The following is a 12,407-nucleotide window of genomic DNA, read 5'->3' as shown; positions in this document are numbered from 1 at the left end:
TCAGTTTTTCAGTGTAACGTATTTTTCAGGGCGTGCAGAAGGCTGTTGATTGCAAAAGCCCGTGCTCCAATCCCCTTATATCGGCTGTATCACTAAATTTAAGCCAAAAAAAACCGGCACATCGGCCGGTTTATACTGAGCATTAGAATTACAGGATTTCCAGTAACTCAACTTCAAAGACCAGTGTGCTTAGCGGAGGAATCGATGCACCTGCGCCACGCTCACCATAAGCCAGCTGCTGAGGGATCACCAGTTCCCACTTCGAGCCTACCGGCATCAGGGTTAATGCTTCGATCCATCCAGCGATAACACCGCTGACCGGGAATTCAGCCGGTTCGCCACGCTGCACTGAGCTGTCGAATACCGTGCCATCGATCAGTTTACCGGTATAATGAACACGAACCCTGTCCTGACGTGAAGGAATAGGGCCCTCGCCCTGAGTCAGTACGCGAAATTGCAGACCAGATTCGGTGCTGCTGACACCTTCACGCTGGCGGTTCTCTTCAAGGTATTTCAGACCTTCGGCAGCCATCACCTGAGTACGTTCCTGACGTACGGCCTCAGCACGCTCATGAACTTCGCGCAGTGCACGGTGTACGACGTCCACAGGGACAGCCGGCGAGTTTCCTTCCAGAGCATCACGCAGACCGGCCAGTAAGGCTTCAGGCTGTAATCCCTGTAATCCTGATTCCAACAGCTGCTGCCCAACCTGCAGTCCAATACCGTAACTTGCCTGCGCTTCAACGCTATCAAAAGAAAGAGTCGTCATTTCCTGTTCCTGTTTTATCCTGGATAATTGAGACGGCAGCATAACAGCGCACGGCTCCGGGGTAAAACCGAACCTGCAACTGGTGACTTTTTTTTCTGAAAGAGAAACAATAGCAGGCATAAAGTGCAACTATCTGCGGGTCTGCTATAAACAATAGGTCAGAGTCGTAACGCAACAATCATTCGCCGTATAATAAGAGAGAGTACAAATGGGCCATTTTGCCCGCCGTCAGCACCCTACTATCCGAAGTCGCGTTGCAGATGCCATCAGGGCTATACAGCCCCATAGCCTGCGCCGTTTGTTCACTTCGTCAGAGGAAACAAGTATGCGGAAACAGGAAAATACCGCCGGCCAGTCTTCCCTTCTTAGTTCTGTCCGGCATTGGCCCCGGAAATTGCACTGGATGGATCCTCTGCCACTCAGCCATCGCTGGGGAATTTTTGCCGGCCTGATGCTGGTAGTCATCGGTTTTTTATTGCCAGGTCAGTCACAGCAGTTTCCGGTACAACGGCCGCTGAATCACAACTCAACAGTGATGCAGGCACAACTGGATAACAGCAGCGACAGCTCATCCTCTGTTCCGGCTCCGTCGTCAGATGACCCGCAGGGACAATGGCACAACTATCAGATAGCCGAAGGACAGACACTGGCCCAGTTATTCAGAGACAACAATTTGCCGGTCAGTGATGTGTTTGCGATGGCCAATGTTGAAGGGGCGGATAAACCGCTCAGTAATTTACAGACAGGTCAACAAATCCGGTTGCGAATCAATGCCAGAGGTACAGTCACCGGATTAACCCTTAACGGTAGCAACGGACCGGTGCTGTTTGTCCGTCAGAGTAACGGCAGTTTTATCCAGGCCCAGTAAAATCAGCGTGCGTCCGGCCTGGTCCGGCAAACGACAGAAACAAAAACGCCGGCATAACGCCGGCGTTTTTGTTGCACTGCAAATTAAGCAGCAGCAACGACATTAATCACCAGTTTAGCAACAACGTCGCTGTGAACCTGGAAATTAACTTCGTATTCACCGACAGAGCGCAGAACGCCTTCCGGTAAACGCACTTCGCTTTTAGCAACTTCAACGCCAGCCGCATTCACTGCGTCAGCGATGTCGCGTGCGCCGATAGAACCAAACAGTCTGCCACCGTCACCGGCTTTAGAATTGATGGTTACAGTACCCAGTGCATTGATTTTCTCTGCACGGGCGTTGGCAGCAGCCTGAGTTTCAGCTTGTTTAGCTTCCAGCTCAGCACGACGAGCTTCGAAAAACTCGATGTTGGTTTTGGTTGCAGGGACAGCTTTACCCTGTGGAACCAGGAAGTTACGAGCATAGCCCGATTTTACGTTAACCTGATCACCCAGGTTACCCAGGTTTGTTACTTTATCAAGCAGAATAACTTGCATTACCTTATCCTCTCAAAGTCGTTAATGGACAGTGGCCGATTACTGATGACGATCAGTGTACGGCAGCAGAGACAGGTAGCGCGCGCGCTTGATAGCACGGGCCAGCTGACGCTGGTATTTTGCGCGAGTACCGGTAATACGGCTCGGTACAATTTTGCCACTTTCAGTGATGTAGTTTTTCAGCGTTGCGATATCTTTATAATCGATCTCTTGAACGCCTTCCGCGGTGAAACGGCAGAACTTGCGACGACGGAAATAACGTGCCATTAGGCTAGTCTCCAGAATCTATCAATTCAATCTGCTCGGCATGTAACACTATTCTGCTTTGTCCTGTTTTTGCCTGATGACAATGCAGGAAACCGTCAAGAATGAGTGACGTGCCGACCGTTATATGTTGAGTAATCTGCAGATGTTCAGTACCACTGATAATGACAGGGATACGACACCGTGCATGCCGGGATAATCCGGCTTCCTCCTGCAGTGACTGGTGCTCAAGCACGAACTGACAGTGAGGAATTCCTGAGGGGCTGGTCTTTCTGACAACATTGCCACAGACAGTGCCGGACAAGCGCAGATGATTAGCCACCGTCATGGATTACTCTTCAGAATCCTCAGCATCTGAGTCATCAGAGGTTTCGTTAGCAAAGTCTTCACGACGATCACGACGTTCTTCTTTTGCTTTAACCATTGGTGACGCTTCAGTTACCGCGTTTTTAACGCGCATAACCATGCTACGGATAACGGCGTCGTTGAAGCGGAAGTTAGTTTCCAGCTCATCGATAACACTCTGCGGTGCTTCAACGTTCAGCAGAACGTAGTGTGCTTTATGCAGTTTGTTGATCGGGTAAGCCAGCTGACGGCGACCCCAGTCTTCCAGACGGTGGATCGTGCCTTCAGCACCGGTGATAGCACCAGTGTAACGCTCGATCATACCTGGAACCTGCTCGCTCTGGTCAGGATGGACCATAAATACGATTTCGTAATGACGCATCGGTTGCTCCTTACGGATTATTCAGCCTCCTGTCAGGGTCAGCCGCGGCCCATGGAAGCAAGGAACGTTTTTAAGTGCGGCTGAAAAATTGACGCGTAATAATACTGGCCGGGCGGGTGAAACTCAAGCAAATAAATCAGACCAACGACAGAAAACAGGTGACTGGTCGACAACAAGCGGCTGACGGTCAGGCTTAAGCCACATCATTACAGGACACGCAGTTCCGTAAATCTTCCCTGCAGGCCACCATAAGCAACGCCATCAGGTGAACAACGCGCCAACGTGCTATGATTTCCGGATCACCCACAACAATTCAGAAATGGCTACTGACTAAACAGGAGTAAGTGATGAATATGACATTCCGTAAAGCCTGTGCTGTCGCACTGCTCTCTGCGACTACCCTGCCCGTTGTTGCACAACCACTGCCAGGCCTCAGTTCCCTTATCGATAGCCAGCAAGGTCGCCGGGCCTTTTCACAGCTGATTGCCGGGCAGCATTTACCGGGCTGGGTAAAGAAAGGAGGAGTCGAAACGCCGATGCAGGAAGTGACTCTCAACAATACCACTTACCAGGTTTACTACAGTTGCAAACCTCATGATTGTGCCGCGGAACGTTTTGCCCTGATCTATTCACCGGCAGACAATAGCATGAGCGGATTATGGTCGCGTAATGATGAAAAACATCACAAAGAACAACTGCGATGGTTAAATATCAGTGATAAGTTTTCCGTGGATGGCAAGACCGTACTTTATGCAGCCATTAGCGGTAGTCTGGCTAATCATCCGCATGACTTTAATTTTTCTAACCAAAACTGAGTCCACTTTTCCACCGTGCGGCAGCAGATTCCTGCGGCCGCTATTGGATATCCGCAAGCCACACTGTGATTGCTGCCATTTGTTCTGCCAGGGTGAATGATAAAATGCCGCTACGTGTACTGTTCCTGTTTTCTGCGCTACTGCTGAGTAGCTGTGCTCTGGTCAATCCCACGCCGGTGCCACGTCCTCCGCTAAAGCCTTATGCCCAGGAACTGAGTCTGGCCCAGACGCTGGATTTGTGTAAAACAGCCAATGTGCACGTCACTGTGTACGGCTCGCCGGATGATGCCGAACGGACAATTTATGCCATGGCTAATCAGGCCGGAGTTCGCTGGTATCGGATTATTATGGTGAGTGACACGGTGGTACCAGGCAGGTGGTACAGTGAGGCAATCTTTTACAGTACTCAGCCCACAACCCGCAATGTCGGAAGCACAACGGGCGGGGGCTGCTAATCAGGAAGTCTGGCGCTGGCGCACGGCTTCAAACAGACAAACGCCGGTGGCGACCGATACATTCAGTGACGATACGCTGCCTGACATAGGAATACTGATCAGTTCATCACAATGCTCGCGGGTCAGGCGGCGCATACCATCGCCTTCTGCCCCCATCACCAGTGCCATCGGCCCGGTCATTTTACTTTGATACAGGTTGTGGTCTGCTTCACCCGCAGTCCCCACAATCCAGACGTTATACTCCTGAAGCAGACGCATGGTGCGTGCCAGATTGGTGACCCGAATCAATGGCACAGACTCTGCGGCACCACTGGCTACCTTTTTGGCGGTCGCATTCAGTGAAGCGGAGCGATCTTTCGGTACTATCACCGCGTGAACTCCGGCAGCATCAGCACTCCGCAGACAAGCACCAAGGTTATGCGGGTCAGTCACGCCATCCAGAATCAACAAAAATGGCTGTTCGATTTTTTCCAACAGATCGGGAAGATCCCCTTCCTGATAATGGCGGCCGGGTTTCACATTAGCAATGATCCCCTGATGTACCGCCCCTTCGGCTTTGCTGTCCAACCACTGACGCGTAGCCACCTGCACCACAATACCCTGACCTTCCAGTGCTGTGACCAACGGCTGCAGACGACGATCATCGCGTCCTTTCAGAATAAATACTTCCTGAAAACGTTGTGGATCACGCTCCAGTAAGGCCTCGACGGCATGAATACCAAAAATAATTTCGCTCATAACTCAGTTCAATGGTTGGACGTTGAATAACAGACATCTGTCGGGGGAGCGACAGATGTCCTGGAATAAAGGCCGTTAGTCAGCTTTTTTAGCCGCCGACTTTTCCTTTTTAGCTGCACGTTTCGCTTTAGTGGCAGCGGCGATTTTACGTGTTTTCTCCGAGACTTTTTTGACTTTCTTTACCGGAGCCTCAGCATTACTGCTGTTTTGCGTGGTTTTCTTTTTTGAACCGCGCTTTTTTGCCGGTTTCTTACTCTCAGTCCGGAAAGCACTGTCTGGCTCGAAGTTAGCCGCAGAACGGACTGCACGACGACGTTTACCGGCAGCCCCGGCGGTGGACGTTTTTTTCGCTTTTTCGCGGGCGGTTTTACCTGCCCCACGGGGCTGACGCTGGCTCGAGACTAACGCAAAGTCTATCTTACGTTCATCCATATGCACGGCTTCAACCCGAACTTCGACAATATCGCCCAGCCGGTAGGTATGAGCACCGGACTCACCGATCAATCGCTGCCCAATAGCATCAAACCGGTAGTAGTCATTATCCAGCGTCGAAACATGCACCAGACCATCGATAAACAGATCATCCAGCCGTACGAAGAAACCAAACCCGGTGACACTGGAGATAACACCGTTGAAGGTATTACCGACCTGGTCCTGCATAAAATCACATTTCAGCCAGTCAGCGACATCACGGGTCGCTTCATCAGCACGACGTTCAGTCATAGAACAGTGCTGACCCAGTTGTAGCATCTGTTGCAGATCGTAATGGTACCCCCCGGTCGGAGTCGTATTCCCTTCCAGTTCACCGGCATTTTTCGCCAGCAGATACTTAATCGCACGGTGCAGCAGCAAATCCGGATAACGGCGGATTGGTGAAGTGAAATGTGCGTAAGAAGTCAGGGCAAGGCCAAAATGGCCGCGGTTCTCCGGATCATAAACGGCCTGCTTCATGGAACGCAGTAGCATTGTCTGAAGCATTTCGGCATCCGGCCGATCGGAAATTTTTTCGAGTAATTCTGAGTAATCCAGAGGTGCTGGCTTAGTACCGCCGGACAGGCTGAGTCCCAGTTCGCTCAGCACAGTGCGGAAACTTTTAATGCTGTCATCAGACGGACGATCATGATCACGGAACAGTGCCGGTTCCTGATATTTTTCGACAAATTTCGCCGAGGCAATATTGGCCAGAATCATGCATTCTTCGATCAGCTTATGCGCATCATTACGGGCTGTACGTTCGACCCGCTCAATCCTGCGCTCGGCATTAAAGATAAATTTCGCTTCTTCGGTCTCAAACGAAATTCCACCACGTTGGGCCCGTGAAGTTTCCAGTACCTGATACATACGGTGTAATTCTTCCAGATCCCCGACCAGAGGCGCATATTGTTCCCGCAGCTCCGGATGGCCCTGCAGAATGCTCCACACCTTGTTATAGGTCAGACGGGCATGGGAGTTCATGACAGCTTCGTAGTGCTTATAGCCACTGAGTTTTCCTGAAGCAGAAATGGTCATTTCACAGACCATACACAGGCGATCCACCTGTGGATTCAGTGAACAAAGACCGTTAGACAGCACTTCCGGCAGCATGGGAACGACCTGAGAAGGGAAGTAGACCGAGGTTCCGCGGAGCTGTGCTTCATTGTCCAGTTCAGTGCCAGGGCGCACATAATAGCTGACATCGGCTATTGCCACCCATAACCGCCAACCACCACCACGTTTTTTCTGGCAATAGACGGCATCATCAAAATCACGGGCATCTTCACCGTCGATGGTGACCAGAGGCAGCTTGCGCAGATCAACACGACCAGCTTTGGCTTTTTCCGGGACCTGCTCGCTCATGGCGGCCATTTGCTGTTCAACAGTTTCCGGCCAACTATGGGGGATTTCATGGGTCCGCAGTGCCATATCCACTGCCAGACTGGTACCCATGGTATCGCCAAGAACCTCGATCACCCGACCAATAGCTTTGGTACGGCGGGTAGGACGTTTCTCCAGCTCCACCACTACCACCGCCCCCATCCGGGCATTAAGGGTGAACTCCGGCTCAATCAGAATATCGAAACTCAGACGGCTGTCATCCGGCACCACAAAACCAGCGCCGGCATCGACAAAATAACGCCCGACAATCTGGCTGTTACGGGGTTCAAGCACCCGTACAACCCGGGCTTCACGGCGGCCTTTACGATCAGCGCCTCCCGGCTGAGCCAGGATAACGTCGCCGTGCATGCAGAATTTCATCTGTTCGGCCGATAAATAGAGGTCGTCTTTGGAATTTTCTATCCGCAGAAAACCGTAACCATCACGGTGGCCAATAACTTTGCCACGTAACAGATCCAGACGCTCCGGTAAGGCATAGCACTGACGGCGGGTAAAAACCAACTGTCCGTCACGTTCCATGGCTCTCAGACGGCGACGCAAAGCTTCTGTCTGCTCTTCGCCACTGATATCCAGTTCGCGGGCCAGCTCTTCACGGCTGGCAGGTTTTTCCCGTTTATCTAAATGGGCAAGAATAAATTCCCTGCTAGGGATCGGATTTTCATATTTTTCCGCTTCCCGTTGCTGAAAAGGATCTTTTGACATAGGTTCCTCCAATGTCATGAATGTGTATTTACCACAGCGGCATCCGTGATAAGAATCTTATATAAATTGTCGTTATTTCGAACGATATCCGCCAGCGTATAGTTATCCAGTTCGCTCAGAAATTGTTCCATTGCACTATTTAACGCTGCTTTCAGGCGGCAAGCCGGGGTAATAGCACACTCCTCACAATTCACCAGTTGCAAAGGTTCCAGTTTCCGCACCACATCACCAAGATTAATCGCCTCTGCTGGCATTCCAAGGCGGATCCCACCATTTTTGCCCCTGCTGGCACGGACAAAGCCTTCACGACTTAACTGATTAATAATTTTAACCATATGGTGCCGCGAAACACCATAGACATCCGTCACCTCCGTGATACTGGTCATCCGGTGTTCCGGTAACGCCGCCATAAAGATGAGTGCCCGTAGGCCATAATCTGTAAAGCTGGTGAGCTGCACTGTTCCCTCGTCGTTTCTGCCGGACAAAAACTGTGTAGTGATTAAGAGAAAACCTCTGTCTACTGATAATAAACCAGAGCGCGGGGTTACGGAGAATTATTTAAAAAACCGGAGAACCAGGTCAGCAAACGGGGAGAAAGGAAAATGCTGGCAGGAAAGACAAAGGCCGGAAATATTCCGGCCTGAGTATGATTATGCATCAAACGGGTCGCGCAAAATCATAGTTTCACTGCGGTCAGGACCGGTTGAAATAATATCAACCGGAACGCCAGTCAGTTCTTCAATACGGCGGATGTAATCATGTGCTGCTTTTGGCAGACCTTCCGGTGTTTTCACACCAAAAGTACTTTCACTCCAGCCAGGCATGGTCTCATAAATGGGTTCAATCCCTTCCCAGCGTTCAGCAGCCAGTGGCGTGGTTGTGACTTCACGGCCATCCGGCATCCGGTAACCGACACAGATTTTCACGGTTTCCAGGCCATCCAGCACATCCAGCTTGGTCAGACAGAAACCAGACAGAGAGTTGATTTGCACTGCACGGCGTACCGCAACCGCATCCAGCCAGCCGGTACGACGACGGCGGCCAGTAGTTGCACCAAATTCGTTACCTTTTTGACCCAGGAACTCACCGATGTCATCAAACAGTTCTGTCGGGAACGGACCTGCACCCACACGGGTAGAGTATGCTTTCACGATACCCAGTACATAGTCAACATAACGTGGACCCAGGCCTGAACCGGTCGCCACGCCACCTGCGGTGGTGTTAGAAGAAGTGACATACGGGTAAGTGCCGTGGTCGATATCCAGCAGTGTCCCTTGAGCGCCTTCGAACATCACCAGATCACCGCGTTTACGCGCATTATCCAGCAGTTCAGAAACATCCACCACCATACCGGTCAGGATATCAGCAATCGCCAGCACATCATTCAGGACAGTCTGATAATCAACCGCTTCCGCTTTGTAGTAGTTCACCAGCTGGAAATTGTAATACTCAACAATCTCTTTCAGCTTGATGGCGAAAGTCTCTTTATCGAACAGATCGCCAACACGCAGACCACGACGGGCAACTTTATCTTCATAAGCAGGACCAATGCCACGTCCGGTGGTACCAATGGCTTTATCCCCACGCGCTTTTTCACGGGCCAGGTCCATCGCAACATGGTATTGCAGAATTAACGGGCAGGCTTCAGATAACAGCAGACGTTCGCGTACCGGTATCCCGCGATCTTCCAGGCCTTTCATCTCTTTCATCAGAGCTTCAGGTGACAACACTACGCCGTTACCAATAATACTGGTGACGTTTTCACGCAGAATACCTGATGGAATTAAGTGGAGGACGGTTTTTTCACCGTTGATGACAAGTGTATGGCCTGCATTGTGGCCACCCTGATAGCGAACAACATATTTCGCACGTTCAGTCAGAAGATCTACGATTTTACCTTTGCCTTCGTCACCCCATTGGGTGCCAAGTACGACGACGTTCTTACCCATTTTCCAAAACCACCGATTGCTTAAAAAAGGATTCTACCATCTGAAAACCGCTCTTTCAGCATTTTTAGCATACGATTGCGCACTTTTTTTGCCCGATTTTTGCCCGGTAGCACAAAACTCAGTCAGGCCGGTCTGTTCCGCGAAAAGTTTACCGGGTCACCATGTAATAGATAACAATACCCGCGACCACCAGACCGCCGCCAAACCGTCGCAGCATGGTGTCCGGGAGTTTAGTCATAGCCGCGATAAATTTTCGCCATGCCCCGGGATAGAGCATCGGCCCCAGGCCTTCCAGCACTAATACCAGTGCTAACGCCATCCAGACTGTTGTATTCATTTCTGATATTCCATAAAAAAGGCCGGCTAACGCCGGCCTGCCATGATTAATCGCTGATTAATGTGCCGCCGCAGCCGGGGGTTTCATAAAACGCAGGAAATCGTTATCAGGGCTCATAACAATCACGTCCTGATTCCCTTTAAAGCTGTTTTCATACGCAGTCAGACTTCTGACAAAAGAATAGAAATCCGGATCTTTACCAAAGGCATCGGCAAACAGTTTCGCTGCCTGAGCATCCCCTTCACCGCGAATAATCAGTGCCTGACGTTGTGCTTCTGCCAACGTAGTGGTGACCTGGTAGTCCGCCTGAGCACGCAGTTTTTCCGCTTCTTCCTGACCTTGTGAACGCTGGCTACGGGCGACCGATTCACGCTCTGCACGCATGCGGTTGTAGATAGCGTCCGACACTTCCGCCGGCAGATTAATCTGTTTGATCCGCACATCGACCACATCGATCCCCAGAGCGGCCATACTGTTAGGATTCACCGCAGCCACTTTTCCCTGAGTCTCCTGCTCTACCCGTGCCGCTGCACTGGCTATCGCATCATCAGCCGCCGGAGTCTGCACGTCATCATCATTACCAGCGCTGCCGGTATTCAGGGCATCACGCACATCCGTGGTCAGGCGCCCACGGGAATCAGTGACGATATCCCGCACATCCAGCCGGCCAATCTCGGAGCGCAGACGGTCACTGAACTTACGTTTCAGCAACAACTCAGCCTGGGAGATATCACCGCCGCCGGTCGCCAGATAGTAACGACTAAAATCGCTAATCCGCCACTTAATGTAGGAATCGACAATCAGGTCTTTTTTCTCTTTCGTCACAAACCGGTCGGCCTGGTTATCCATGGTTTGAATCCGGGCATCCAGTGTCTTAACCGTCTCAAAGAAAGGCATTTTAAAATGCAATCCCGGGGTATAGACCAGTGGTTTATTTTCGTTGTCCCGCAGGACTTTACCGAAGCGCACCACAATACCGCGTTGCCCTTCCGGGACCACAAACATAGAGGTGAATAACAACACCAGCACGACAACGATCGCTACAATTACAGAATTACGCATTACTCATCTCCTCCATCACGCTGGCCATCATTGCGAAGCGCATTTGCTCTGCGCTGGTCCAGGACACTTTCCGGTGAATAACCAGAACTGCTCTGGCGCATGCTGACATCAGAAGATGTGTAAGATGAAGGCTTCAACGGGGTCACCGGCGTCGCGGTCTTACCCGATGTCGCGGCCGCTGCGGCGCCACCTTTCAGCAACTGGTCGAGTGGCAATACCATCAGGTTATTACTTTTATCACTCACGATGACCTTACGGGTATGCGACAGCACCCGTTCCATGGTATCCAGGTACAGACGCTCTTTAGTAATCTGCGGAGCAGCTTTGTATTCCGGTAAAATTTCGGCAAAGCGGGCGACTTCACCCTGTGCTTCCAGTACTGTCCGTTCTTTATACGCTCTGGCTTCTTCCAGAATACGCTGCGCCTGACCGTTGGCTCTTGGCTGAACTTCATTGGCGTAAGCTTCAGCTTCACGGACATACTGTTCACGGTTTTCACGCGCCGCAATCGCATCATCAAAAGCAGCTTTAACTTCTTCTGGTGGACGGGCCGCCTGGAAGTTCACATCCAGTACGCTAATCCCCATATTGTAAGGACGAATCGTCTCCTCGATCTCTCGCTGAGTTTCACTGCGCACAACAGTCCGTCCTTCCGTCAATACCCTGTCCATCGTTGAGCGGCCAATCACCCCACGTAATGCACTGTCAGTCGCCTGACGCAGGCTGTCGTCTGCATCTGTGACAGAATACAAATAACGTTCAGGATCAGTGACACGGTACTGGACGTTCATTTCCACGCGCACGACGTTTTCATCCGAAGTCAGCATCACCCCGGAAGTGGCCAGTTCACGCACAGCTTCCACATTCACCGCACGGACCTTATCGATAAAGGTTGGCTTCCAGTTTAACCCTGGCTCTACCAGGTGGCTGTACTGCCCAAAACGGGTAACGACCCCCCGCTCTGCTTCACCGATAGTGTAAAAACCACTGGCGGCCCAGACCACCACCGCAACGGCCACCACAACTGCGGCAATTTTTCCGCCGTGCTGACCCTGCCCATCAGATTTTCCGCCACCGAATCTGCCCAGCTTACTGCTGAGCTTGCGGAAAATATCATCCAAATCAGGAGGTCCCTGATCGCGACCCCCACGATTATCCCCGGAATTGCCGCCTTTATTATTGCTGCTTCCCCAGGGGTCGCGGTCCTGTCCGTTATTACCGGGCTGATTCCACGCCATGCTTGTACTCCATTTATAGTAGTGCGGTGATAATTTAACGTATGTGCGGTGGTATCTGATGCTGCGATACGA

The 12,407-nt window shown here is 51.3% G+C and carries 15 protein-coding genes; 3 read left to right on the top strand and 12 right to left on the bottom strand.

Features of this window, described 5'->3' with window-relative positions; genetic code table 11:
• Positions 1-148: 148 nt before the first annotated feature.
• Complete coding sequence (gene fklB / locus B3Z23_RS06210; protein ID WP_038023492.1) at positions 149-769, bottom strand: FKBP-type peptidyl-prolyl cis-trans isomerase; 621 nt, start codon at positions 767-769, stop codon at positions 149-151.
• A 325-nt stretch (positions 770-1,094) separates the two neighbouring features.
• Between fklB and B3Z23_RS06205 the strand changes: the two genes are divergently transcribed.
• A complete protein-coding gene (locus tag B3Z23_RS06205) occupies positions 1,095-1,637 on the top strand; it encodes a LysM-like peptidoglycan-binding domain-containing protein (RefSeq protein WP_294904340.1) in 543 nt (180 codons plus the stop codon).
• An 83-nt stretch (positions 1,638-1,720) separates the two neighbouring features.
• Here B3Z23_RS06205 and rplI read toward each other — a convergent pair whose 3' ends face one another.
• From rplI to rpsF, 4 genes are read right to left on the bottom strand one after another with little or no spacing between them, the layout of a single operon-like run.
• Positions 1,721-2,173, bottom strand: a complete 453-nt coding sequence (rplI, locus tag B3Z23_RS06200; protein WP_294904337.1) for a 50S ribosomal protein L9 — start codon at positions 2,171-2,173, stop codon at positions 1,721-1,723.
• 39 nt (positions 2,174-2,212) lie between these two features.
• On the bottom strand, positions 2,213-2,440 hold the full coding sequence (gene rpsR, locus B3Z23_RS06195) for a 30S ribosomal protein S18 (protein WP_000135199.1): 228 nt from the start codon (positions 2,438-2,440) through the stop codon (positions 2,213-2,215).
• Positions 2,441-2,444: 4 nt separating this feature from the next.
• Entirely contained in the window at positions 2,445-2,765 is a 321-nt protein-coding gene (priB, locus tag B3Z23_RS06190) for a primosomal replication protein N (protein WP_294903029.1), read from the bottom strand.
• A 3-nt stretch (positions 2,766-2,768) separates the two neighbouring features.
• Positions 2,769-3,164, bottom strand: coding sequence for a 30S ribosomal protein S6 (gene rpsF / locus B3Z23_RS06185; protein ID WP_038023514.1), 396 nt, complete (start codon positions 3,162-3,164; stop codon positions 2,769-2,771).
• A 347-nt stretch (positions 3,165-3,511) separates the two neighbouring features.
• Between rpsF and B3Z23_RS06180 the strand changes: the two genes are divergently transcribed.
• Positions 3,512-3,979, top strand: a complete 468-nt coding sequence (locus B3Z23_RS06180) for an Ivy family c-type lysozyme inhibitor (RefSeq protein ID WP_294903026.1) — start codon at positions 3,512-3,514, stop codon at positions 3,977-3,979.
• Positions 3,980-4,083: 104 nt separating this feature from the next.
• Positions 4,084-4,434 (top strand): biofilm peroxide resistance protein BsmA, encoded by a 351-nt coding sequence (gene bsmA, locus B3Z23_RS06175; protein ID WP_294903024.1) that lies wholly within the window; start codon positions 4,084-4,086, stop codon positions 4,432-4,434.
• Here the strand turns inward: bsmA and rlmB are convergent, their stop codons facing one another.
• The 7 genes from rlmB to hflK form a co-directional block, all read right to left on the bottom strand.
• The gene (gene rlmB, locus B3Z23_RS06170) at positions 4,435-5,172 is read right to left on the bottom strand and encodes a 23S rRNA (guanosine(2251)-2'-O)-methyltransferase RlmB (RefSeq protein WP_294903022.1); all 738 of its coding nucleotides are present in this window, start codon (positions 5,170-5,172) and stop codon (positions 4,435-4,437) included.
• 75 nt (positions 5,173-5,247) lie between these two features.
• Positions 5,248-7,749 carry a ribonuclease R gene (gene rnr / locus B3Z23_RS06165; RefSeq protein ID WP_294903020.1) on the bottom strand — a complete coding sequence of 834 codons (2,502 nt, stop codon included), beginning with the start codon at positions 7,747-7,749 and terminating at the stop codon, positions 5,248-5,250.
• A gap of 14 nt (positions 7,750-7,763) precedes the next feature.
• Positions 7,764-8,207 (bottom strand): nitric oxide-sensing transcriptional repressor NsrR, encoded by a 444-nt coding sequence (gene nsrR / locus B3Z23_RS06160; RefSeq protein WP_038023521.1) that lies wholly within the window; start codon positions 8,205-8,207, stop codon positions 7,764-7,766.
• Between the two features lie 192 nt (positions 8,208-8,399).
• Positions 8,400-9,698, bottom strand: coding sequence for an adenylosuccinate synthase (locus B3Z23_RS06155; RefSeq protein WP_294903017.1), 1,299 nt, complete (start codon positions 9,696-9,698; stop codon positions 8,400-8,402).
• A 148-nt stretch (positions 9,699-9,846) separates the two neighbouring features.
• Positions 9,847-10,035 carry a DUF2065 domain-containing protein gene (locus tag B3Z23_RS06150; RefSeq protein ID WP_038023527.1) on the bottom strand — a complete coding sequence of 63 codons (189 nt, stop codon included), beginning with the start codon at positions 10,033-10,035 and terminating at the stop codon, positions 9,847-9,849.
• Positions 10,036-10,092: 57 nt separating this feature from the next.
• The gene (gene hflC, locus B3Z23_RS06145; RefSeq protein ID WP_294903014.1) at positions 10,093-11,097 is read right to left on the bottom strand and encodes a protease modulator HflC; all 1,005 of its coding nucleotides are present in this window, start codon (positions 11,095-11,097) and stop codon (positions 10,093-10,095) included.
• Positions 11,097-12,335 carry an FtsH protease activity modulator HflK gene (hflK, locus tag B3Z23_RS06140; RefSeq protein ID WP_294903012.1) on the bottom strand — a complete coding sequence of 413 codons (1,239 nt, stop codon included), beginning with the start codon at positions 12,333-12,335 and terminating at the stop codon, positions 11,097-11,099. Before hflK ends, hflC begins: the two co-directional genes overlap by 1 nt.
• Positions 12,336-12,407: the final 72 nt, after the last annotated feature.

The sequence above is a fragment of the Tatumella sp. UBA2305 genome, assembly GCF_002345795.1.
Classification (GTDB): Bacteria; Pseudomonadota; Gammaproteobacteria; order Enterobacterales; family Enterobacteriaceae; genus Tatumella; species Tatumella morbirosei.
This window is presented reverse-complemented; position numbering and strand designations above follow the sequence as displayed.